Here is a 22,993-nt window from a genome sequence, read left to right as displayed (position 1 = left end):
GTACCCTGGGTCCGTGACCGCCGCCCTCGCCCCCGCCACCGTGCTCGACGCGGCCGACTGGCAGGCCCGGCGGCGGGCTCACGAGGAGCGGGCGGACGCCTGGCTGACGCCGCACCTGGCCCGCCGGCGCTCCGGGGTGAAGCACCCGGTGGAGGACTTCCTCTTCACCTACTACTCGTACCGTCCGGCGCAGTTACGCCGCTGGCACCCGGGCGCGGGCGTGGTGCTGCGCGACGCGGACCCGGCCGAGTTCGGCCGGGACTACCGCGCGGGCGCCGACGGCCTCACCCTCGACACCGAGCAGGTACGCGCCCGGCGCGTCGAGTCGATCACCTGGATCCGTACGCTGCTCGCGGCGACCGCCGGCCGGCCGGCCCAGTTCGGCTGCTTCGGGCTGCACGAGTGGGCGATGGTCTACCGGCAGACCCAGGACGAGGTACGGCACAATGCCTGGCCGCTGCGGCTCAGCCCGGCGGCAACCGCCGCCGTGGTGGAGGAGCGGGGCGTGCGGTGCAGCCACTTCGACGCGTTCCGCTTCTTCACCGCGCCGGCCCGGCCGCTGAACCTGCTCACCCCGACCCGGGAGAGCCAGCACGCGCTGGAGCAGCCGGGCTGCCTGCACGCCAACATGGACCTCTACAAGCATTCCTACAAGCTCTCGCCCCTGGTCCCCTCGGAACTCGTAGCCGACTGCTTCGAACTGGCGAGAGCGATCCGGACCCTGGACATGCGGGCCTCTCCGTACGACCTCACCGAACTGGGCTACTCGCCCGTCAGAATCGAGACCATCGAGGGCCGGCACGAGTACGTGCTGGCACAGCGGTCGTTCGCGGAACGGGCCGCGCCGCTGCGCACGCGCCTGATCGCGGAGTGCGACCGGCTCCTGGCCGCCTCGGGCGGCTGACCAACGCTCTCAGTCACTCAGCTGCCAGAAGCCGGCGCGAGCAGCTGGGCTGTCCGACGGTGCGGGTGGAGACGCCGGGTTCAGCCCTCCGGGTGGCCGCGGTGCGCCGTCCACTCCGGCGCGAGGATCGACATGACGGTGGCGTCCACCCAGTCGTCGCCGTCGCGCAGCACCTGCCGCAGCGTGCCCTCGGCGACGAAGCCGACCTTCTCGTAGACCCGGCGGGCGCGCGGGTTGAACGCGAACACCTCCAGCGAGATCCGGTGCAGGCCGAGCTGCTCGAAGCCGTACCCGACGATCAGCCGGACCGCCTCGGTGCCGAGCCCCCGGTTCCGGCCGCCCGGACCGATCAGCGTGCGGAAGTTGCAGCTGCGGTTGTGACCGTCCCACTCGTTGAGGACCACCTCGCCGACGCACGCCCCGGTCGCCTTGTCCACCACGGCCAGGTCGAGCCGGTCGGTCTGGCTGTTGCGGGTGCCGTACCAGGCCCGCAGCCGACCCGGGTCGAACGGCTCGGGCGGGCTGCCAGTGAGCCGCGCCCCCTCCTGGTCGGCCAGGGCGACCTGGAAGGCCGCGAGGTCGTCGTCGACGAACGGGCGCAGGACGACCCGCTCGCCGGTGAGCGTGGGCTTGACGGAGAAGTCGACGGGCACCGGCGCATTCTGGTCGGCGGCCCGGTGGGCCGCAAAATCGTTTCCGCGCCGGGCCGGTCAGTCGCCGTCCACCCGGCGGTCGCGCTTGCGCTGGGCCTGGCGCTTCTTGTCGGCCAGCCGGCGCTCCTTCGCGCCGCGGGACGGGCGGGTCGGGCGGCGGGGCTTGGCGGGCGGGGCGACCGCCTCCCGCAGCAGGCCGGCCATCCGTTCGCGGGCCGCCTCCCGGTTGGCCAGTTGCGCCCGGTGCTCGCTGGCGGTGACGGTCAGCACGCCGTCGACCAGCCGCCCGGCGAGCCGGTCCAGCGCGCGGGCCCGCAGCGGCTCAGGCACGCTCGGCGAGCCGGCCAGGTCGAAGCTGAGCTCCACCCGGGAGTCGGTGGTGTTGACCCCCTGCCCGCCCGGCCCCGACGAGCGGGAGAAGCGTTCCCGCAGCTCGCCGGCGGGGACCACGAGCCGGTCGGTCACCCGCAGTCCGTCGTCCACGCCATGAGGCTATCGCCCGCCCCGGTGACTCGGCGTGGGAGTTACGGTCGGGGTGGGCGTCGGCCCGGCCCGCTCGTGGTCCGACCCGACCGCCGCGTACGCGGCCGCGCCGACGAGCAGCAGGGCGATCACGCCGAGCTTGGTGATGACCGCGCGGATCGCCAGCCAGGCGGTCCGCCGGGCGCCCGGGACGATGTTACGGGCGGTCTTGTAGTCCTTCCAGCCACGCTTCGCGCGGGCGTAGGACGCGCCGATGCCGGCGCCGATGGCCAGGCCCACCAGGAGGAGGGCCGCAATGACAGCTTGCTCCACCCACGCCAGTATCCACACTCAGCGTAATATTTCCATGGCCCGATGGTCCCACGCCGGATATCCGACAGTTCACCCCGATGCGGCGCGATGGTCCGGTAGGGCGGCGCAGGTCAACGTCCGGTCAGCCGCCCCGGCCGATGATGGTGTCGGCGGTCTGCTGAACCTGGTCGATCGGGATGGCGAACCCGATCCCGATCGAACCGGTGCCGTCGATGGTGGCGATGGCCGTGTTCACCCCGACCACCTCACCCCGCGCGTTGACCAGTGGGCCACCCGAGTTGCCCGGGTTGATCGAGGCGTCGGTCTGCACCGCGGTGTGCCGGCCGTTGCCGATGCGTACCTGACGGTTGAGCGCGCTGACGATGCCGGCGGTCACCGTGCCGGACAGGCCGAGCGGGGAACCGACCGCGAGCACCGGCTCGCCGACCCGGGTGGTGTTCGGCTTGGCCAGCGGCAGCGGCGACAACCCGGCCGAGGCGGGCACCTTGAGCACCGCCAGGTCGCTGCCCGGCTCCCGACCCACCACCTCGGCGGTGAACCGCCGGCCGTCGGAGGTCTCCACGGTCACCGGCCCGGCGCCCCCCTTGGCCAGGATGTGGTCGTTGGTCACGATGTGCTGCTCGTGGTCGATGGCGAAACCGGAACCGCTGGCCGACGCCCCGGACCCGCTGCCGACCATCACCGACACCACCCCCGGTACGGTCTTCTCGGCCGCGGTGACCAGTTCCGCCGGCACCGGCGCGGCGGACGCCGCCGCGGGCCCGGGCGCGTCCCGGCCGGCCACCCAACTGCCGGCCGCCGCACCGGAGACCGTCGACAGGGCCACCACCGCGAGCGCGGTCAGCATCCGCCCGCGCCAACCACGCCGCCCCGGACCCTGCTCGGACCCGGGTACGTCCCAGCGCCCGCGCCCGTCCGGATCCAGCTCCGGCGAGACGAACCACGGGCCGCGTGGCTCGCCGAGTCCGGTCTGCACTGCCATACCTGGCTCCTCACGTGTCGTGCCGTCGTCGCGGACGGGTGGTAGGGGTCAGGGCAGCCGGGAGAACCACCGCAGGGATCCGGCGGCCGCCCCCATGGCGAAGACCAGCCCCAGGCCGATGAAGCGGGCGGAGATGTCCTGCCGTTCCTTGCGATAGCCGACCGAGGTGCCGATGTCCTCGTAGACGGCGCGCAGCTCGGCGCTGGTGGACGCCTCGTGGAAGCCGCCCCCGGTCTCGTCGGCGACCGCCTTGAGGGTCTGCCCGTCCACCGGCACCTGGATCGCCCGCCCGCCCCGGTCGACGAAGCCGGACAGGGTGCCGAAGGAGATGGTGTGCACCGGGACCTTCGCCGCCACGGCCTGGGCGGCGGCCTCCATCGGGTCCATGCCGGAGGTGTTCGCGCCGTCGGAGAGGATGATGATCCGGGCCGGCGGCGGATCCTTGGCCGCCTTGGCGTCCAGGCTCTTCACCGCGCCCAGGGAGGTGCTGATCGCCTCGCCGATGGCGGTGCCCTGGACGCCGGTGATCCCCTCGGCGAGCCGCCCGACGCCGTCGTGCAGCGCGTCCCGGTCGGCGCTCGGCGGGACCAGCACCGCCGCGCTGCCCGCGAAGGCGACCAGCCCGACGTTGAACTCCTTCGGCAGGCCGTCGACGAACCGGCGGGCGGCCTGCTTGGCGGCGGTCAGCCGATCCGGGTCGACGTCGCTGGCCAGCATCGAGGTGGAGACGTCCACCGCGACCATCACGGTGGCCCGTTCCCGGGGCACCCGCACCTCCGCGCTGGGCCGGGCGAAGCCGACCACCAGCAGCGCCAGCATGGCGAGGAAGAGCCCTGCCGGCACGTGCCGGCGCCAGGCCGGCCGGTGCGGCGCGACCCGGTCCAGCAGTCGCAGGTTGGTGAACCGGACCGCGTACCGGCTCTGCCGGCGCTGCATCATCAGGTAGCCGGCGACGAGCGCGGCGACGCCGAGCAGGAGCCAGAGCCGGGCGGGTGACTGCCAGGTCACGCGGCACCTCCCCGGTTCGGGGCCGGCGCGGCGGCCAGCCGGCGCTGGGCGTGCACGTGCCGCACGATGTCCGCACTCCAGTCCCGGTCGGTACGCAGCGCCAGGTGGTTGGCCCCGCACCGGCGCAGCGTGGCGCGTACCTGGTCGCGTTGGGCGGTGGCGGCCTGCGCGTACCGCTCCCGCAGGGTCCGGTCGCCGGTCCACACCTCGCGCCGCCGGCCGGTCTCCGGGTCGACCAGGGTCACCAGGCCGACGTCCGGCAGTTCCAGCTCGCGCGGGTCGGTCACCTCCACGGCGAGCACCTGGTGCCGGACGGCGAGCCGGCGCAGGAGGACCTCCCAGGGCGGCGCGGCGTCCGGGTCGTCGGGCAGCCCGTCGAGGAAGTCGGAGACCACCACCACCAGGCCCCGCCCCCGGGCCACCCGCCCGACCCCGTCGAGCCCGTCGGCCAGCCCGGGTGGGGCGGCGCCGGCGGCAGGTCGCGACGCGCCGAACTGAGGCCGTCGTAGCGGTGCGGCGTCAGCGGCAGGGAGCTGTCCCGCCAGGTCGTACCCGCCGACGCGGGGCGCGGCCAGCAGGGTGCGCAGCAGCCCGAGCAGGTGGGTACGCCCACCCCGGGCCGGGAACCGGCGTACGCCGTCCGGGGCGAGCACCAGCGCGCCGAGGCGGCTGCCGACGCCGGCGGTGAGGAAGCCGACCGCTGCCACGGCAGCCACCGCGAGTTCCCGTTTGTCCAGAGTGGCGGTGCCGTACTCCATGCTGGGACTGGCGTCGACCAGCAGCCAGGTGGTCAGCTCCCGGTCGGCGTCGACCTCGCGTACGTGCGGGACGGTGGTCCGGGCGGTGACCGCCCAGTCCATCCGGCGTACCTCGTCCTCACCGGGGCGGTACTCGCGGCTGCCGGCCACCTCGCTGCCCGGGCCGGGCAGCAGACCGCGGTACTGGCCGTGCAGCAGCCCGTCGAGCCGGCGGGTGACGGTCAGTTCCAGCCGGCGCAACCGCTCGTCGGGGGCGAGGTCCGCCAGGCCGGGATCGGGCAGGGTCGGTGCGGCCCGGCGCCTCATGCCGCCGCCAGGTCCGGCGCCGTCTCGGGGTGGCCGGCGACCACCCGGGGCGGCGGCACCGCCTCGATCAGCCGACGTACCACTGCCTCGGCGGAGACGCCGTCGGCCACCGCGTCGAAGGAGAGCACCAGCCGGTGGGCGAGCACGTCGACGGCCAACTCCCGGACGTCCTCCGGAAGCACGTACTCCCGTCCCCGAAGGAGCGCCTGGGCGCGGGCGGCGGCGACCAGGCCGAGGGTGGCCCGGGGACTCGCCCCGTACGCCAGCAGCGGCGCGATCTCGGGCAGCCCGAACCGGCCCGGGTCGCGGGTGGCGAGGATGAGCCGGACGACGTACTCGGCGAGCGCGTGGTGCACGAAGATGTCGCTGGCCCGGCGCTGGAGCTCTCGCAGCCGGGCCGGGTCGAGCACCGGCCGGGCCGTTGGCCGGTCGCTGCTCATCCGGTAGAGGATCGCCAGCTCGTCGGCGTCGCTCGGGTAGTCGACCACGATCTTCATGAGGAAGCGGTCCCGCTGCGCCTCGGGCAGCTGATAGACGCCCTCCGACTCGATCGGGTTCTGGGTGGCCAGCACCAGGAACGGGTCGGGGACGGACCAGCTCCGGCCGCCGATCGAGACCTGCCGCTCGGCCATCGCCTCCAGCAGCGCCGACTGCACCTTCGCCGGGGCGCGGTTGATCTCGTCGGCGAGCACCAGGTTCGCCATGATCGGACCCAGCTCGACGTCGAAGGCCTCCTTGGAGGCCCGATAGATGCGGGTGCCGACGATGTCCGAGGGGACCAGGTCGGGGGTGAACTGGATCCGGGAGAACGTGCCGCCGACGACGGTGGCGAGGGTCTGCGCCGCGAGGGTCTTCGCGACCCCCGGCACGCCCTCGAGGAGGCAGTGGCCGTCGGCGATCAGGGCGGTGAGCAGGCGTTCGACGAGGCGATCCTGCCCGACGATCACGCGTTTGACCTCGAAGAGGGTCTGTTCCAGCTCGGCGCTGCTCGCATCGGCATCCACCGGGCTGGGCACGCTGGCCAGGGTGTCCGAGATGTCCGTCACGGTGCTTGCTTCCCGAGCCGGCCCGGCGGCAAACGTCGGATTATCGGCCCCTCGGCGGTCGTTCCTGAGCCGGACGGGGAGGACACCCCCAGCCGGGCACCAACCGGGTGAGCGGGTGCGGGCGGCGCAGCTGGGTGCAGACGGGTCGCCGTCGCGGCGACCGGTGGCGACAAACGGCGCTGGCCCCCGCCGGAGCGGGGGCCAGCGCGGCGGGGCGGGTCAGTTGGCGATGATGATGTGGAACGGCTTGTCCGCGTACCCGCCGGAGGAGCTGCGGGTCTGGACGAAGACCGCGTTCGGGATCAGGGTCCGGGGCGCGGCCGAGATCTCGCCGCCCGGGGGGACGTTGGCCGGGTCGTTGGTGCCGATGGTCGCGTTGTACGCCTTGAGGCGGACGTCGTAGTCGAGCGTCACCTGATACTGCCCGGCGAACTGGCCCGGCAGATTGCTGGCGAACTTCGTGACAGCGGTGACGTTGGCCGAGTGCTGGAGCAGGTTGCCGTTGCTGCTGACGACGGCCCAGGCGATCGTGCCGGCGGCGGGCGGGGCGAGGGTCGCCCGCAGCGCGGACTTCGCCGCCCGGGCCTCGGCGGCGGTCACCGGGGGCTGCTGGCCGGGCTGCCGGGCGCCGGGCTGGGCGACCTCGGCCGGAGCCTTCGCCGCCGGGTGGGCGGCGGCCGCGATGCCCCCGCCGGCCAGGGTGAGGGTCAGGACGCCGAGCGCTACCACCGCCGCCTTGCGTCTGAGGAATATGGCCATGACAGGTCTCCCTTTTGTGACCGTGACGAGCTGGCCGACCCGCGATTGACGGGCCGGATGACTACTGCCGGAGAGCCGGGCACAGAAACCCGCAGACCATCGGGAAGCCCGCGCATTTTTCCGCACCGTCAAGGTTGACAATCAACCTTCTGCACCCGGCCTGACCTGGCCTTACTACCGAGAGTCGCGACGTCTCAACCAGGTTGGAAGTTAGCATCGGAAAATGCCGAGGGTCAATAGCAGTCATTTGCGTGTCGACTCGCGATTGGCGACCCGAAAACTGTGAAAGGTGAATCGGAGACCATTCGTGAAATGGTGTTGCGGGCACCGTGGCGGCACCGGCGCGGTACGGTGACGGCCGTGATCACCACCACGGACGCGGGACGGGCCACCGCCCGGACGCGCCGGATCGCCACCACCGCCTGCTGGCTCACCGTCGCGCCGGTGGCCGCCTGGGCCGTGCTCCGCCTGGCCGGCCTGGAGCGCGGGCCGCTGGTGCAGGCGGTCGCCTTCACGCCGTACGTCGCCGCCGCGTCCCTGGCGCCGCTGGTGCTGGCGCTCGCGCTGCGGCGCCGCGCGGCGGCGGTGGTCGCGGCGGTCATCGCGTTGGCGTTGATCGGCGTGGTGGCGCCCCGCGCGGTCGCCGCCGGGCAGCCCGAGGTCGGTGGCCCCACGCTCCGCCTGCTCACCGCCAACCTGCTGGTGGGCGGCGCCGACCCGGCCAGGCTGGTCGAGCTGGTCCGCGCGCACCGGGTGGACGTGCTGACCGTGCAGGAGTTCACCCCCGGGATCGCGGCCGAACTGGACCGCCTCGGGCTGGCCACCCTGCTCCCCTATCGGGAGCTCAACCCCGAGGTCGGCACCACCGGCTCCGGGCTGTACGCGCGCTTCCCGCTCAGCGAGGGCGGGTTCCGGCGCAACCCGGGCTTCGCCTTCACCCAGGCGTACGGGACCCTGGCGGTGCCGGGCGCGCCACCCCTGCGGGTGGAGTCCGCGCACCCGGCCGCCCCGTACGCCGTCGAGGCGCTCCCGGACTGGTGGACCGACCTGCGGGGGCAGCCGCCCGCCACGCCCCGGGGACGGCTGAGCATCCTGGCCGGGGACTTCAACGCCACTCTCGACCACGCGCCGCTGCGGGAGCTGATCGCCACCGGCTACGTCGACGCCGCCGACGCGGCCGGCGCCGGGCTCGCCGGCACCTGGGGCCCGTACGACGGGGACCTGATCCCGCCGGTCACCATCGACCACGTGCTGGCGGACCGGCGCATCGCGGTCCGCTCGGTGGCCGTGCACCCCGTCCGCGGCAGCGACCACCGGGCCGTCCTCGCCGAGCTGCGCCTGCCCGCCGCGTGAGCAGGGGCCTCTGGTTGACCTCAGGCGTTGAGCGGGATCGCCTCCTTACACCCGGGCCCGGTCCAGGCCGTAGGTGAGCGCGTCGACGAGGGCGTGCCAGCTCGCCTCGACCACGTTGGGGTGCACACCGACGGTGGTCCAGTCGCGGCCGGCGCCGGCGGTCTCCACCAGCACCCGGGTCACCGCGCCGGTGCCGTGGCTGCCCTCCAGGATCCGGACCTTGTAGTCGGCCAGCTCGAAGTCGCGCAGCTCCGGATAATGCCGGGCCAGCCCCACCCGCAGCGCCTCGTCCAGGGCGTTGACCGGGCCGTTCCCCTCGGCGGTGGCGATCACCCGCTCGCCGCGTACCCGGATCTTGACGGTGGCCTCGGAGACCACCGCGCCGTCCTCGCGGTGCTCGACCAGCACCCGGTAGGACTCGAGGGCGAACGGCCGGGGCGCGGCACGGCCGGGCAGCTCGGCGCGGACCAGGAGCTCGAACGACGCGTCGGCGGCCTCGAACGACCAGCCGCCGGCCTCCAGCTCCTTGACCCGCCTGGTGACGGTGGACAGCGCCTCCGGATGGCCGGCCAGGTCCAGCCCGAGCTCACGGCTCTTGAGCTCGATGCTGGCCCGGCCGGCCATCTCGGTCACCAGGATCCGCATATCGTTGCCCACCACCGACGGGTCCACGTGGTTGTAGAGCAACGGGTCGACCTTGATCGCGCTCGCGTGCAGCCCGGCCTTGTGGGCGAAGGCGGCGGCCCCGACGTACGCCTGGTGGGTGTCGGGGGCGATGTTGGCGATCTCGGCGATGGCGTGCGAGACCCGCACCATCTGTTCCAGGCAGCCCTCCGGCAGGACGGGCAGCCCGAGCTTGAGCTGGAGGTTGGCGACCACCGCGAAGATGTCGGCGTTGCCGGGGCGCTCGCCGTACCCGTTGGCGGTGCCCTGGAAGTGCCGGACGCCGGCCTCGACGGCGGCGATCGTATTGGCCACCGCGCAGGCGGTGTCGTTCTGGCAGTGGATGCCGAGCAGTTCCGGCGCCACGCCGGTGCGCGCGGTGACGTCGGCGATGGCGGCGGTGATCTGGGACGGCAGCATCCCGCCGTTGGTGTCGCAGAGCACGAACCGCTCGGCGCCGGCGGCCAGCGCCGTCTCCAGCACCGCCGCGGTGTACGCCGGGTCGTGCCGGTAGCCGTCGAAGAAGTGCTCCCCGTCGACGAAGACCCGCCGGCCCTGCCGCACCAGGTGCGTGACCGTGTCCCGGACCATCGCCAGGTTCTCCTCGGCGGTGGTGCGCAGCGCCCGCTGGACGTGCCGCAGGTCCGCCTTGGCGACCAGGGCCACCGCCGGGGTCTCCGCGTCGAGCAGTCCGCGCACCTGCGGGTCGGCGTCGACCGCCACCCCGGCCTTGCGGGTGGCCCCGAACGCGACCAGGATCGCGTGCTTCAGCTTCAGCTCGGTGCGCGCGCGCCGGAAGAACTCGGTGTCCTTGGGCACCGCGCCGGGCCAGCCGCCCTCGATGAAGCCGACCCCGAGGTCGTCCAGCAGGCGGGCCACCGCCAGCTTGTCGACCACCGAGTAGCTGAGCCCCTCGCGCTGGGCGCCGTCGCGCAGCGTCGTGTCGTACACCTGGAAGGTCATGAGTCCTCTTCTCGAGCCTTGAGGGGAGCAACAAAAAGACCCCCCGCGGATGCGGGAGGTCTGCGCGCTCGGCGAGAGGGAAGCCGGCGCGCTAGTTGCCAATAATCAGGACGGAGCTGGTCACGGTCCGTACTCTGCCACCCCGGTCCTGGTTTTGGGAGGCGCAATCCACATGCCGGGACGGTGACGGAGGGTGTTAGTACCCGATCGAGGGACGATCCGCGGCAGAACTCCCCGGCTCGTGATCGACTTCACAAGTCATCCGGCCGCTATCGAGCGGAAACGACGCTGCGGCAATATCTGGAACCGATCCAGTTACCGGCCTCGCGCCGCTGACAAGCCGTTGTCAAGGAGGACCTGTGCTCACTGTCGGTGACCGCTTCCCCGAGTACGAACTCACCGCCTGCGTGTCGCTGGACGCCGAGAAGGCGTTCGAGACGATCGACCACAAGTCCCACCAGGGCAAGTGGCGGGTGGTCTTCTTCTGGCCGAAGGACTTCACCTTCATCTGCCCCACCGAGATCGCCGAGTTCGGCCGTCTCAACGGCGAGTTCGCCGACCGGGACGCCCAGGTGCTCGGCGTCTCCGTGGACAACGAGTTCGTCCACTACGCGTGGCGCAAGGACCACCCGGACCTGCGCGAGCTGCCCTTCCCGATGCTCAGCGACATCAAGCGCGAGCTGACCGCCGACTGTGGCGTGCTCGGCGCGGACGGCGTCGCCCAGCGGGCCACCTTCATCGTCGACCCGGACAACGAGATCCAGTTCGCCATGGTGACCGCCGGCTCGGTCGGCCGGAACGTCTCCGAGGTGCTGCGGGTGCTGGACGCGCTGCAGACCGACGAGCTCTGCCCGTGCAACTGGAACAAGGGCGGCGCGACCCTGGACGCCAACGCGCTGCTCGCCGGCGCCGGGGCCTGACCATGGGCCTGGACGCGGTCAAGGCGGCTCTGCCCGAGTACGCCAAGGACATCAGGCTCAACCTCGGCTCCACCATCGCCACCTCGACCCTGAAGCCGGAGCAGGCCTGGGGCACCGCCCTGGCCTGCGCGGTGGCGGCCCGCAACCCGGTGGTGCTCAGGGAGATCGCCGCCGAGGCGGCCGGTCACCTGACGCCGGAGGCGGTCGAGGCGGCCAAGGGCGCCGCCACCATCATGGCGATGAACAACATCTACTACCGGGCCAAGCACCTGATCGGCGACGAGCAGTACGCGTCGCTGCCGGCCCGGCTGCGGATGCAGATCATCGCCCGGCCGGGGGTCGAGAAGGGCGACTTCGAGCTCTGGTGCCTCGCCGTCTCGGCGATCACCGGCTGCGGGGTCTGCCTGGAGTCGCACGAGAAGACCCTGCGCACCGCCGGGTTCAGCCGCGAGCAGGTGCACGAGGGGCTGCGCATCGCGGCCGTCGTGCACGCCGCCGCGGTGGCTCTGGACGCGGAGGCCGCCCTGGCCTGAACGGTCGGTGTAGCGACCTCCGCACCCGGGTACGAAGGATCCGACAGCGCACATCCCCCGAGAAAGTCGAGAAAGGGAGTGAACGCCATGGAGCGGCTCGACCCTCGAACGACCCACGGGACGCCGGACCCGCTGACCTACGGTGATCAGAGCGCCTTCGTGGGCGGCACGCCTGCGGGACGCTTCGACCCGTGGAGCTACCGGGACGAGGCCGGGGTGACCGGCATCGACCTGGTCGGCTACAAGGTGGCGGCGACTGACGGCGGGATCGGCAAGGTGGACCGGGCCAGCCACGAGGTGAACTCCAGTTACCTGGTGGTCGACACCGGGCCGTGGATCTTCGGCAAGAAGGTCATGCTGCCGGCCGGCACCGTCAACCACGTCGACCACGACGAGCGGAAGGTATACGTCGACCGGAGCAAGGACCAGATCAAGGCCGCGCCCGAGTACGACGAGAGCACCGACACCGATCCGGCGTACCGGGACAAGCTCGGCGGGTACTACGACGACAGCTACTCGTCGATCCCGCCGGGTACCGCCCGGTGACGGAGGGCGCCTGCCACTGACGGCCGGCGGGGTCACATCGGGGCCCCGCCGGCCGTTACCGTGTCAGGGGTGGACGCCACGGACACCCCTCAGCGCAACCCCTTCCCCGCCCTGTTCAACTTCCGCGACGTCGGCGGGCTGACCGGCCACGACGGGCGGACGGTCCGCCGGGGCCGGCTCTACCGCTCCGACTCCCTGCACCGGATCGACGAGACCGACCGGGAAATGTTCACCGCCCTCGGCATCCGCACCGTCATCGACCTGCGCCGCCCCACCGAGGTGGCCCGCGACGGCCGGGTGCCCGCATACGACGGCCTGACCTACCGGCACATCCACCCCGAGCACGACGACTGGGCCGGAATCCCCTACGACCCGCAGGAGAGCCTGCCCCGCTGGCTCGCCGACCGGTACGCGGCCCTGGCCCAGACGGGCACCGCCGGGCTGGCCGAGGCGATCGGGCTGATCGCGGACAGCGCCACCGCGCCGGTGGTGGTGCACTGCGTGGCCGGCAAGGACCGGACCGGGATCGTCTGCGCGCTCACCCTCGCGGTGCTCGGCGTGGCCGACGAGGACATCGTCGCCGACTACGCGTTGAGCACCGAGGCGTCCGAGCGGTTCAGCGCCTGGGTCGCCGCGGCGCTGCCCGAGGCCGCGCAGCCGCCCCGCCCGTACCTCGCCTCCCCCGCCGAGGCGATGACCATCTTCCTCACCAAGCTGCGCGCGGGCCACGGCTCCGTGGAGGGCTACCTGCACCACGCCGGCCTGACCGACGCGCAGCTGACCGCCCTCCGCGCCCACCTCCTCGCCTAACCCCCCACCCTCCACGAGTTGATCAAGAGGTTTGCGTCTGATTCCGGCGTCGCGCCGACGCAAACTTCTTGATCAACGTGGGTGCCGCCGGAAGCAGGCCGACGGTGGCGGGCACGACGAGGTACGGCCGGCACCGTCTCCGACGGTGCCGGCCGTGCCGGATCCAGGGGCAGGTCAGAGGACTCGCTGCACCCAGCCGTGCCGGTCCTCGGCGCGGCCGCGCTGGATGTCGACCAGCCGCTGCCGCAGGGCCATCGTGGAGCGTCCGGACTCCCCACCGCCGATGAGGAACTCGCCGTCGGGGAAGCGCACCCCGCCGATCGGGGTGATCACCGCGGCGGTGCCACAGGCGAAGACCTCGCGCAGCCGGCCGCTGGCCGCGTCCGCCTGCCAGTCGGCGAAGCTGACCGGCCGCTCCTCGACCCGGTGCCCCGACTCGGCCGCCAGGGTGAGGATCGCGTCCCGGGTGATGCCCGGCAGGATGGTGCCGGTCAGCGGCGGGGTGACCAGGGTGTCGTCGTCGTAGACGAAGAAGACGTTCATGCCGCCCAACTCGTCGACGAAGCGCCGCTCCACCGCGTCCAGGAAGACCACCTGGTCGCAGCCCGCCTCGATCGCCTCGGCCTGGGCCACCAGCGAGCTGGCGTAGTTGCCGCCGCACTTGGCCGCGCCAGTGCCGCCCGGGGCCGCCCGGGTGTAGTCCGGGGAGACCCAGACCGTGATCGGCTTGACCCCGCCCGGGAAGTACGCCCCCGCGGGCGAGGCGATCACCGCGTAGAGGTACTCGTTGGCCGGCCGCACCCCGAGGAAGACCTCGCTGGCGAACATGAACGGCCGCAGGTAGAGGCTGCCGTCCTCGGCCTCGGGGATCCACTCCCGGTCGATCTCGACCAGCCGGCGCAGCGACTCGACGAAGGTCTCCGTCGACAGTTCGGGCATCGCCAGCCGCCGGGCGGAGGCGGCGAAGCGGGCGGCGTTCGCCTCGGGGCGGAACAGGGTCACCGACCCGTCCGCGCCCCGGTACGCCTTCAGCCCCTCGAAGATCTCCTGCGCGTAGTGCAGGACGGCGGCGGCCGGGTCCATCGGGATCGGCGCGCGCGCCTCCACCCGGGGGTCGTACCAGCCCTTCCCGTCGGCGTACCGGATCGTCACCATGTGGTCGGTGAACACCCGACCGAACCCGGGGTTCGCCAGCAGGGCGGCCCGGTCGGCGGCGGATACCGGCGCGGGATTCGGACGGATCTCGAAATCGAGCTTGTCACCACCGCTCATCGCGCTGACCTCCCTGCGGGTCCACGGCATGCGTTGTCGCAGGCCGACGTCATTGGTGCCAGAAACTTACCCCGAACGGTCGTTCAGCGGATAGCTCCCGCCCGCCACATCGAGCGCACCGAACGGCGACTCGGGATGGTCGGGCGGAGCGGGCCCGGGGGACGGGTCTGGCGGCCCGACGCCGGGCCGTGGACGGCCCTGGTCAGGCTACGGCGTAGCCGGCGAGCCGGTCGCCGACCTCCTCGGTGCGCAGCGGCGCACCCGGCGTACGGCTGGCCAGCTCGGCGCCGACCGCGGCGGTGACCCGCACGGCGGCGTCGGCGTGGCCGAGCTGGTCGAGCAGCAGCGCGGCCGAGAGCACCGCGGCGACCGGGTCGGCGACGCCGCGGCCGGCGATGTCCGGCGCGGAGCCGTGCACCGGCTCGAACATCGACGGGTAGCGCCCCTCCGGGTTGATGCAACCGCTGGCCGCCAGGCCGATGCCGCCGGTCACCGCGGCGGCGATGTCGGTGAGGATGTCGCCGAACAGGTTGTCGGTGACCACCACGTCGTACCGCTGCGGGTTGGTCACCAGGAACATCGCGGCGGCGTCGACGTGCTGGTACTCGGTGGCCACGTCGGGGTGCTCGGCGGCGACGGCCTCGAAGGTGCGCGCCCACAGCGAGCCGGCGTGGGTCAGCACGTTGGTCTTGTGCACCAGGGTGACCTTGCGGCGCTCCCGGCGGCCGGCCCGGGCGAAGGCGTCCCGGATCACCCGCTCGACGCCGTGCCGGGTGTTGAGGCTCTCCTCGGTGGCCACCTCGGCCGGGGTGTCCCGGTGCAGCGAACCGCCGGCGCCGGCATACAAGCCCTCGGTCCCCTCGCGGACCACGACCAGGTCGACCTCGCCCGGCTTGACGGCGGCCAGCGGAGCGGGCACGCCCGGCCAGAGCCGCGACGGGCGCAGGTTGACGTACTGGTCGAAGGCGAAGCGGAGCTTGAGCAGCAGGCCACGCTCCAGCACGCCCGGCGGCACGGTGGGATCGCCGACCGCGCCGAGCAGGATCGCGTCGTGCCCGGCCAGCTCGTCGAGGACCGAGTCGGGCAGCACCTCGCCGGTGCGGTGGTAGCGGGCGGCGCCGAGGTCGTACTCGGTGGCCGTCACGCCGGGGAGCACGGCGTCGATGACCTTGCGGGCCTGCGCGACCACCTCGGGTCCGATCCCGTCTCCGGCCACCACCGCGATCCGTGCCACCACACGCTCCTCAACTTGTCGGTCCCGGCAACGGTACGCCGTCGTCCCGGTTCCCGGTACGCGCCTTCCAACATCCGGGAAAGCCGGATGCTCAGGAGTCTCCCAGGTGGCATTCATGGTGCAGTCATCTCCGCTGCCTAGGGTCGGAGACGTCCGGGTCGGACGGGGGCCCGGGACCGGCTTCGCCGCGGCGCTGCGGCGTCGTCAGCGAGGGAGCGGATGCGATGCGGATCGACGAGCAGCGACCGGCCCGGTGGGCCGACGAGCAACCCCGGACCCGGTGGATCGACCAGGCCGCCTTCCGCAGCCACCGCCCCGACCTGCGCCTCGGCGCCCGCAGCCACCGGCTGGACCGGGCCGGCGGCACCGCGGTCGACCGGATCAGCGTCCGACACACCGTCCGCACCTCCACCGCCGAATACTCTCTGCTCTTGAACGCGCCCGAGTGGCTGGGCCACCGGGGCGTCGGCGAGGCGCTGCGGGACGCGGTCGCCGAACTGCGCGCCATCGACGTCACATACGGGCCGAACCAGCCGGACAGCCTGGTGTCGAAGCTGCGGCGAGGCGAGATCAGCCCCGAGTCGTATCCGCCGCTGGCGGACCTCGTGAACCGCTGCGCCGCGATGCGGGCGGCGACCGACGGGTGGTTCGACGCATGGGCGGTGCCGGGCGGCTTCGACCCGGGTGGCCTGCTCAACGGCTGGGCGGTGGAACGCGCCGCGGCCCGGTTGCGCGCCGCCGGCGTCCACGACTACGCCGTGCTCTGCGGCGCAGACCTCACCGTACGCGGGCACGCCGCGCACGGCGGCCCGTGGCGGGTGGCCGTGCACCATCCCACGGACGCGCAGCGGGGGCCGCTGGTGCTGGAGATGACGGCCGGCGCGGTGGGCACCTCCGGGGTGTCCGGACGCCAGGGGCACGTGGTGGACCCGCACACCGGTGAGCCCACCGACCAACTCGTCGCCGCCACCGTGGTGGGACCGGACCTCACGGTGGCCGACGCCTACGCCACCGCCCTGTACGCCGCCGGGCCGGCCGGGCTGGCCTGGTTCCGCAACGGTTCGGACTACCGGGCGCTCTTCGCCCACCACCGGCGCTGAACGCGTCGACACTCGACACCCGTCGCCCCGCCTTCGCACCCGGGACGCGGGCCGCGATCGGCCCCCACGGTCTCGGCAACGACCGTGGGGGCCGGTCAGCGACGAGTGCGCGTGGCTCGCGCAACCGAGGGGTGCGGACCTGATTGGGCCGGGCGTCCGACCGCGCCACCCGAAGACGGGCCGGAGTCTCAACTCAGTCCGTGACCGCACAGGTACGCTAGCCAATCGACGTAACTCGACGCAAGAGGCTCCACAGCGGACCGTCATCCCAGCCCGCGCACAATGGCCCGCGGCGGGGCAGGCGTGACGGCGCGGACCGGGGATGGCACGCTGTCCGCCGTGAGTTTCGATCTGAGCGTGTGGGCCCTGCCGGCCGGAGCCACGCCCGACGACGTACGGGCGGCGGTGCAGCGGTGCCGCGAAGGACGGCACGGCGAGCGTCACCCCGACCCGAGGGTGGTCGGTTTCTACCGGGCGATCACGGCCGCCTATCCCGACCGCCCGGCCCGCCCGGGCACGCCCTGGGCGGTCGCCCCGCTGCACGCGGCCGCCAACCACGTGGAGATGAACCTCATCCCCACCTGCGAGGACCAGGTGCTGCTCGACATCGAGCGGCTGGCCGGCGAGCACGACCTGATGCTCTACGACGTACAGGACGGCACGGTCTACCCGCCGCCCACCCGCGTCACCCGCTGATCGCCGGGTACGACGAGGGGCCCGGCCGTGCGGCCGGGCCCCGGGTTCGTCGTGTGTGGACTACTCGTCGCGCAGGTCGGCCGCGCTGGCCGCGACTGCGCCGATCGAGTCGGCGGCCGAGCTGAGCAGGTCCGCGCCGAGCGCCTGGTCGACGGTGAGCGTCATCAGCGTCTCGCCACCGGCCTCCCGACGGGCGACCTGCATGGCGGCGATGTTGACGCCGGCCTCGCCGAGCAGGGTACCGACGGTGCCGACCACGCCCGGCCGGTCGACGTAGCGCAGGAAGACCAGGATGCCCTCCGCGCCGATCTCGACGTCGAAACCGTCCACCTCGGTCAGCTTGAGGACGTCCCGGGCGCCGGCCTGGGTCAGGGTGCCCGAGACGCTGACCGTCCGCCCGTCCGGCAGGGCGCCGCGTACGGTCACCAGGTTGGGGTGGTCGATCGTCTCGGCCTGCGCGGTCAGGGCCACCTCGACCCCGCGCTCAGCGGCCAGGTGCGGCGCGTTGACGTAGGTGACCTGCTCCTCCACCACCGAGCTGAACAGCCCCTTGGTGGCGGCGAGCTTGAGCACCGACACGTCGTGGTTGACGATCTCGCCACGCACCTCGACGGTGACGCTGGCGGCCACCCCGCCGGCCACCGCGGTGAAGGCCCGGCCCAGCTTCTCGGCCAGCGGCAGCAGCGGCCGGACGTCCTCGGCGACCACCCCGCCGGCCTGCACGTTCACCGCGTCCGGCACGAACTCGCCCTGGAGCGCCAGCTTGACGCTCTTGGCCACGGCCAGGCCGGCCTTGTCCTGCGCCTCGTGCGTGGAGGCGCCCAGGTGCGGGGTGGCCACCACGTTGTCGAAGGCGAACAGCGGGGAGGAGGTGCAGGGCTCCTTGGCGTACACGTCGATGCCGGCGCCGCCGACCCGGCCCTCGGCGATCGCGTCCGCCAGCGCCTGCTCGTCGACCAGGCCACCCCGGGCGGCGTTGACGATCCGCACGCCCGGCTTGACGATCGCCAGTTCCTTCTCGCCGATCAGGCCCACCGTCTCCGGCGTCTTGGGCAGGTGGATCGAGATGAAGTCGCTCTCCCGCAGCAGCTCCTCCAGCCCGACCAGGCGGACGCCGAGCTGGGCGGCGCGGGCCGGCTGGATGTACGGGTCGTACGCGATCAACCGGGTGCCGAAGGCGGCGATGCGCTGCGCGAAGAGCACGCCGATGCGGCCGAGGCCGACCACGCCCACGGTCTTGCCCTGGATCTCCACGCCGGTGTACTTGGACCGCTTCCACTCCCCCGCCTTGAGCGCCGCGCTGGCGCTGGCGGTGTTGCGCGCCACGGCGAGCAGCAGCGCGACGGCCTGCTCGGCGGCGGAGACGATGTTCGAGGTGGGCGCGTTGACGACCATGACGCCCCGGGCGGTGGCGGCCGGCACCTCGACGTTGTCCAGGCCCACGCCGGCCCGGGCGACCACCTTCAGGCGCGGCGCGGCGCCGATCGCCTCGGCGTCGATCTGGGTGGCGCTGCGTACGATCACCGCGTCGGCCTCGGAGAGCGCGGACAGCAGGGCCGGACGGTCGGTGCCGTCGACGTGGCGCACGTCGAAGTCGTGCGCAAGCACCTCGATGGCGGCAGGGGCGAGTTCTTCGGCGATCAGTACGACAGGATTCATCGGTCCTCGTAGACGCTCGTATGCGGTCGGCCTGGCACGCCCGAACGCCGCGCTGCGTCCTGCGCTGAACCGTGCCGTGGCCGTTCGGTGCCGGCTACGCACCTATCAGCGATCGTAGGGTGCACCCCGGCCACCATGTCCCGGAGTACGGGGTGAGCGCCCTCACACAGCCATCCGTATCGCGCTGCCGCGCCGGCTGGCCCGGGCCGCCCCGCTCAGGAGCGGCCCGCAGCTGGCCGAGGCGTTGGTCACCCGGTCCCAGCAGGTGAGCCTCCGCAGGCACGGCCCGGCGCACAGCCGGCGCGCCGCGCCTGCCCCCGTCCACGTCGAGGCCGTCCCGATCGAGGAGAGGGCGGGATGACGGCAGTGGCCGCGTCCGGCGCCGGGGAGAGCGCCGGGCGCGGCCACCCGCTTGCCGGAGCCGTCAGGCGGTCTCGGTGATGGGCCGGTCGACCCAGCTCATCATGGCGCGCAGCTTCTGCCCGGTCTCCTCGATCGGGTGCGCCGCGCCCTCGGCCCGCCACTTGGCGAAGTTCGGCCGGCCGGCCTCGTCCTCGGCGACCCACTCGCGGGCGAACTCGCCGGACTGGATCTCGCCGAGGATCTTGCGCATCTCCTCCTTGACCCGGGAGTCGATGACCCGGGGGCCGCGGGAGAGGTCGCCATACTCGGCGGTGTCCGAGATGCTGTAGCGCATCCGGGCGATGCCGCCCTCGTACATCAGGTCGACGATGAGCTTCAGCTCGTGCAGGCACTCGAAGTAGGCCACCTCCGGGGCGTACCCGGCCTCGGTGAGCACCTCGAAGCCGGTCTGCACCAGCGCCGCGGCGCCGCCGCAGAGCACCGCCTGCTCGCCGAACAGGTCGGTCTCGGTCTCCTCCGTGAAGGTGGTCTTGATCGCGCCGGCCCGGGTGCCGCCGATCGCCTTCGCGTAGGCCAGGGCCAGGCCGAAGGCGGTGCCGCTGGCGTCCTGCTCGACGGCGACCAGGCAGGGCACGCCCTTGCCGTCGACGTACTGGCGGCGGACCAGGTGACCCGGGCCCTTCGGGGCGACCATCGCCACGTCCACGTCGGCCGGCGGCTTGATCAGGCCGTACCGGATGTTGAAGCCGTGGCCGAAGAAGAGCGCCTTGCCGGGGGCGAGGTTGGGCGCGATCGCCTCGGCGTACAGGCCGCGCTGGGCGGTGTCCGGCGCCAGGATCATGATCACGTCGGCCTCGGCCGCCGCCTCGGCCGGCGTGAGCACCCGCAGGCCCTGCTCCTCGGCCTTCGGCCGGCTCTTCGAACCGGCGGGCAGGCCGATCACCACGTCGACGCCGGAGTCGCGCAGCGACAGCGCGTGGGCGTGGCCCTGGCTGCCGTACCCGATCACGGCGACCTTGCGGCCCTGGATCAGACCCAGGTCGGCGTCGTCGTCGTAGTACACCTCAACGCTCATTTACTTCCCTTTCGTACGGCGGTGCCCGGCGGCCCGTCGTGGACTTGTGCGGTGGTTCCAGCGGCGCGCGGCGCCGGCACGGTCGGGTCTCAGGCGGCGCGCAGCGCCGGGCCGGCGGTGATGGAGCGCGAGCCGCGCCCGATCGCCACCGTGCCGGACTGCACCATCTCCTTGATGCCGAAGGGTTCGAGGTCGCGCAGCAGCGCGTCGAGCTTGTCCGGGGTGCCGGTGGCCTCAATGGTCAACGTGTCCGGGGCGACGTCGACCACCCGCGCCCGGAACAGGTTCACCGTCTCCAGCACCTGGCCGCGGGCGTTGCGGTCCGCGCGGACCTTGACCAGCAGCAGCTCCCGGGCCACCGAGACCTGCGGATCCAGCTCAACGATCTTGAGTACGTTGACCAGCTTGTTGAGCTGCTTGGTCACCTGCTCCAGCGGGGACGACTCGGCGTTGACCACGATGGTGATCCGGGAGACGTCCGGGTTCTCGGTCTCCCCCACGGCGAGGCTGTCGATGTTGAAGCCGCGCCGGGAGAACAGCCCGGAGACCCGGGCCAGGACGCCCGGCTTGTTCTCCACGAGCACGGACAGCGTGTGCATGGTCATGCCACGACCTCGCTCCGCTCGGTCGCGTCATGACACGACATGGGGCTGCGTCTGATGATTCGCTCGCGCTCGCTCATTTAGAGTTCGTCCTCGTCGAAGGCGGGGCGGACGCCCCGGGCGAACATGATCTCGTCGTTGCTGGTGCCGGCGGCGACCATCGGCCAGACCATGGCGTCCTTGCCGACCACGAAGTCGATGACCACCGGGGCGTCGTTGATCGCCATGGCCGCCTCGATGGTCTTGTCCACGTCGGCGGCGGTCTCGCAGCGCAGGCCGACGCAGCCGAGCGCCTCGGCGAGCTTGACGAAATCCGGGATGCGGTGCTTGTGGGTGCCCAGCTCGGTGTTGGAGTAACGCTCCCCGTAGAACAGGGTCTGCCACTGCCGGACCATGCCCAGGTTGCCGTTGTTGATCACAGCGACCTTGATCGGGATGCCCTCCAGCGCGCAGGTGGCCAGCTCCTGGTTGGTCATCTGGAAGCAGCCGTCGCCGTCCACCGCCCAGACCGTGGTGTCCGGCTTGCCGACCTTGGCGCCCATCGCCGCCGGGACGGCGTATCCCATGGTGCCGAGGCCGCCGGAGTTGAGCCAGGTGTACGGCTTCTCGTACGAGATGAACTGGCTGGCCCACATCTGGTGCTGGCCGACGCCCGCCACGTAGACAGTGTCCGGGCCGGCGATCTCGCCCAGCCGCTTGATCACGTACTGCGGCGACAGGGTGCCGTCGGCCGGCTCCTCGTACCCGAGCGGGTACCGCTGGCGCAGGTCGTCGAGCTGGTTCCACCAGTCGCCGAGGTCGGCCGCCGGCCGGGCCGCCTGCTCGGTGGTGACGGCGGCGATCAGCTCGTCGATCACGTGCCGGGCGTCGCCGACGATCGGCACGTCCGCGTGCCGGTTCTTGCCGATCTCAGCCGGGTCGATGTCGGCGTGCACCACGGCGGCGTCCGGCGCGAACGAGTCGAGGCGGCCGGTGACCCGGTCGTCGAAGCGGGCCCCGAGCGCCACGATCAGGTCGGCCTTCTGCAGGCCGTAGACCGCGGCGACGGTGCCGTGCATGCCGGGCATGCCCAGGTGCTGCCGGTGCGAGTCGGGGAACGCGCCGAGCGCCATCAGGGTGGTGACCACCGGGATGCCGGTCAGCTCGGCCAGCCGGCGCAGCCCCTCGGTGGCGCCGGCCTTGAGCACGCCGCCGCCGACGTAGAGCACCGGGCGGCGGGCGGTGGTCATCAGCCGGGCCGCCTCGCGGATCTGCTTGCCGTGCGGGTGCAGGGTCGGTCGGTAGCCGGGCAGGTCGAGGGTGGGCGGCCAGGTGAAGGTGGTCTGCGCCTGGAGGACGTCCTTGGGGATGTCCACCAGGACCGGGCCCGGCCGGCCGGTCGCGGCCAGGTGGAACGCCTCGGCCAGCACCTGCGGGATCTCGTCGGCGGTCTGCACCAGGAAGTTGTGCTTGGTGATCGGCAGGGTGATGCCCTGGATGTCCGCTTCCTGGAAGGCGTCCGTGCCGATCGCCGGACGCGCGACCTGGCCGGTGATCGCCACCATGGGCACCGAGTCCATGTACGCGTCGGCGATCGGGGTGACCAGGTTGGTCGCGCCCGGGCCGGAGGTGGCCATGCAGACCCCGACCTTGCCGGTCGCCTGGGCGTACCCGGTGGCGGCGTGGCCGGCGCCCTGCTCGTGGCGGACCAGGATGTGCCGGACGGTGGAGTCGTAGAGCGGGTCGTACGCCGGCAGGATCGCGCCGCCCGGAATGCCGAAGACGACGTCGACGCCGAGGGCCTCAAGTGATCGCACCAGCGATCCGGCGCCGGAGACCTGCGCCGAGGCGGGCTGCCGTACGGCCGGGGCGGACCCGCTGCGGGGGGTGGTGGCGTGGTCGGCGGCAGCGGCCGGCTCGGTGGCCGGGCGGGCTCGCCGGACGGAGTGGGCGAGGGTCTCGGGCGTGGGTCTTGTCATGGCGGTTCAAGCCTTCGGCTGGAGTGGGTGATGCG

Annotated in this window: 23 protein-coding genes; 8 read left to right on the top strand and 15 right to left on the bottom strand. The window is 72.8% G+C overall.

From position 1 onward, the window contains the following. The first annotated feature begins 13 nt into the window (after window positions 1–13). Window positions 14–904 (top strand): 3-methyladenine DNA glycosylase, encoded by an 891-nt coding sequence (locus ACFYM6_RS10660; protein ID WP_387274284.1) that lies wholly within the window; start codon window positions 14–16, stop codon window positions 902–904. Window positions 905–984: 80 nt separating this feature from the next. Here ACFYM6_RS10660 and ACFYM6_RS10655 read toward each other — a convergent pair whose 3' ends face one another. The 8 genes from ACFYM6_RS10655 to ACFYM6_RS10620 form a co-directional block, all read right to left on the bottom strand. Then, on the bottom strand, window positions 985–1,557 hold the full coding sequence (locus tag ACFYM6_RS10655) for a GNAT family N-acetyltransferase (protein ID WP_387274282.1): 573 nt from the start codon (window positions 1,555–1,557) through the stop codon (window positions 985–987). A gap of 57 nt (window positions 1,558–1,614) precedes the next feature. After that, window positions 1,615–2,040, bottom strand: coding sequence for an alternative ribosome rescue aminoacyl-tRNA hydrolase ArfB (gene arfB, locus ACFYM6_RS10650; RefSeq protein WP_387274280.1), 426 nt, complete (start codon window positions 2,038–2,040; stop codon window positions 1,615–1,617). A gap of 9 nt (window positions 2,041–2,049) precedes the next feature. Continuing rightward, window positions 2,050–2,352, bottom strand: a complete 303-nt coding sequence (locus ACFYM6_RS10645) for a hypothetical protein (RefSeq protein ID WP_387274278.1) — start codon at window positions 2,350–2,352, stop codon at window positions 2,050–2,052. 121 nt (window positions 2,353–2,473) lie between these two features. Then, entirely contained in the window at window positions 2,474–3,334 is an 861-nt protein-coding gene (locus tag ACFYM6_RS10640) for a trypsin-like peptidase domain-containing protein (RefSeq protein WP_357433812.1), read from the bottom strand. Window positions 3,335–3,382: 48 nt separating this feature from the next. After that, entirely contained in the window at window positions 3,383–4,342 is a 960-nt protein-coding gene (locus ACFYM6_RS10635) for a VWA domain-containing protein (protein ID WP_387274276.1), read from the bottom strand. Continuing rightward, window positions 4,339–5,406: a DUF58 domain-containing protein gene (locus ACFYM6_RS10630; RefSeq protein ID WP_387274274.1), complete on the bottom strand. Its 1,068-nt coding sequence runs from the start codon at window positions 5,404–5,406 to the stop codon at window positions 4,339–4,341. Before ACFYM6_RS10630 ends, ACFYM6_RS10635 begins: the two co-directional genes overlap by 4 nt. Next, entirely contained in the window at window positions 5,403–6,452 is a 1,050-nt protein-coding gene (locus tag ACFYM6_RS10625; RefSeq protein ID WP_387274272.1) for an AAA family ATPase, read from the bottom strand. Before ACFYM6_RS10625 ends, ACFYM6_RS10630 begins: the two co-directional genes overlap by 4 nt. 219 nt (window positions 6,453–6,671) lie before the next feature. Then, window positions 6,672–7,211, bottom strand: a complete 540-nt coding sequence (locus tag ACFYM6_RS10620; protein WP_387274270.1) for a hypothetical protein — start codon at window positions 7,209–7,211, stop codon at window positions 6,672–6,674. A 360-nt stretch (window positions 7,212–7,571) separates the two neighbouring features. Between ACFYM6_RS10620 and ACFYM6_RS10615 the strand changes: the two genes are divergently transcribed. Continuing rightward, entirely contained in the window at window positions 7,572–8,564 is a 993-nt protein-coding gene (locus ACFYM6_RS10615; protein WP_387274268.1) for an endonuclease/exonuclease/phosphatase family protein, read from the top strand. 45 nt (window positions 8,565–8,609) lie between these two features. Here ACFYM6_RS10615 and cimA read toward each other — a convergent pair whose 3' ends face one another. After that, window positions 8,610–10,190: a citramalate synthase gene (gene cimA, locus ACFYM6_RS10610; protein WP_387274266.1), complete on the bottom strand. Its 1,581-nt coding sequence runs from the start codon at window positions 10,188–10,190 to the stop codon at window positions 8,610–8,612. 359 nt (window positions 10,191–10,549) lie between these two features. Between cimA and ACFYM6_RS10605 the strand changes: the two genes are divergently transcribed. From ACFYM6_RS10605 to ACFYM6_RS10590, 4 genes are all read left to right on the top strand, one after another. Continuing rightward, complete coding sequence (locus tag ACFYM6_RS10605) at window positions 10,550–11,110, top strand: peroxiredoxin (RefSeq protein WP_387274264.1); 561 nt, start codon at window positions 10,550–10,552, stop codon at window positions 11,108–11,110. 2 nt (window positions 11,111–11,112) lie between these two features. Beyond that, a complete protein-coding gene (locus tag ACFYM6_RS10600; RefSeq protein WP_387274262.1) occupies window positions 11,113–11,643 on the top strand; it encodes a carboxymuconolactone decarboxylase family protein in 531 nt (176 codons plus the stop codon). Between the two features lie 87 nt (window positions 11,644–11,730). Then, a complete protein-coding gene (locus tag ACFYM6_RS10595; RefSeq protein ID WP_387274260.1) occupies window positions 11,731–12,189 on the top strand; it encodes a PRC-barrel domain-containing protein in 459 nt (152 codons plus the stop codon). Window positions 12,190–12,249: 60 nt separating this feature from the next. After that, window positions 12,250–12,999: a tyrosine-protein phosphatase gene (locus tag ACFYM6_RS10590; RefSeq protein ID WP_387274258.1), complete on the top strand. Its 750-nt coding sequence runs from the start codon at window positions 12,250–12,252 to the stop codon at window positions 12,997–12,999. Between the two features lie 174 nt (window positions 13,000–13,173). Here ACFYM6_RS10590 and ACFYM6_RS10585 read toward each other — a convergent pair whose 3' ends face one another. Together ACFYM6_RS10585 and ACFYM6_RS10580 are read right to left on the bottom strand one after the other, a co-directional pair. Next, window positions 13,174–14,271 carry a branched-chain amino acid aminotransferase gene (locus ACFYM6_RS10585; protein ID WP_387274256.1) on the bottom strand — a complete coding sequence of 366 codons (1,098 nt, stop codon included), beginning with the start codon at window positions 14,269–14,271 and terminating at the stop codon, window positions 13,174–13,176. A 202-nt stretch (window positions 14,272–14,473) separates the two neighbouring features. Beyond that, entirely contained in the window at window positions 14,474–15,505 is a 1,032-nt protein-coding gene (locus tag ACFYM6_RS10580) for a 3-isopropylmalate dehydrogenase (RefSeq protein WP_387274254.1), read from the bottom strand. 224 nt (window positions 15,506–15,729) lie between these two features. Between ACFYM6_RS10580 and ACFYM6_RS10575 the strand changes: the two genes are divergently transcribed. Continuing rightward, window positions 15,730–16,605: an FAD:protein FMN transferase gene (locus tag ACFYM6_RS10575; RefSeq protein WP_387274252.1), complete on the top strand. Its 876-nt coding sequence runs from the start codon at window positions 15,730–15,732 to the stop codon at window positions 16,603–16,605. A 339-nt stretch (window positions 16,606–16,944) separates the two neighbouring features. Continuing rightward, on the top strand, window positions 16,945–17,301 hold the full coding sequence (locus ACFYM6_RS10570; RefSeq protein ID WP_387274251.1) for a hypothetical protein: 357 nt from the start codon (window positions 16,945–16,947) through the stop codon (window positions 17,299–17,301). 60 nt (window positions 17,302–17,361) lie between these two features. Here ACFYM6_RS10570 and serA read toward each other — a convergent pair whose 3' ends face one another. From serA to ACFYM6_RS10550, 4 genes are all read right to left on the bottom strand, one after another. Next, window positions 17,362–18,960 carry a phosphoglycerate dehydrogenase gene (gene serA / locus ACFYM6_RS10565; RefSeq protein WP_387274249.1) on the bottom strand — a complete coding sequence of 533 codons (1,599 nt, stop codon included), beginning with the start codon at window positions 18,958–18,960 and terminating at the stop codon, window positions 17,362–17,364. 424 nt (window positions 18,961–19,384) lie between these two features. Beyond that, a complete protein-coding gene (gene ilvC, locus ACFYM6_RS10560; RefSeq protein WP_357433840.1) occupies window positions 19,385–20,398 on the bottom strand; it encodes a ketol-acid reductoisomerase in 1,014 nt (337 codons plus the stop codon). Between the two features lie 89 nt (window positions 20,399–20,487). Next, a complete protein-coding gene (ilvN, locus tag ACFYM6_RS10555; RefSeq protein WP_073832451.1) occupies window positions 20,488–21,003 on the bottom strand; it encodes an acetolactate synthase small subunit in 516 nt (171 codons plus the stop codon). A 77-nt stretch (window positions 21,004–21,080) separates the two neighbouring features. Further along, window positions 21,081–22,958, bottom strand: a complete 1,878-nt coding sequence (locus tag ACFYM6_RS10550; protein ID WP_387274246.1) for an acetolactate synthase large subunit — start codon at window positions 22,956–22,958, stop codon at window positions 21,081–21,083. Between the last annotated feature and the right edge of the window lie 35 nt (window positions 22,959–22,993).

It is taken from the genome of Micromonospora sp. NPDC006431 (assembly GCF_042870725.1).
Taxonomy (GTDB): Bacteria; Actinomycetota; Actinomycetes; order Mycobacteriales; family Micromonosporaceae; genus Micromonospora.
Note: the sequence above shows the minus strand (reverse complement) of the source record. Positions and strands in the feature narration are given on the sequence as shown.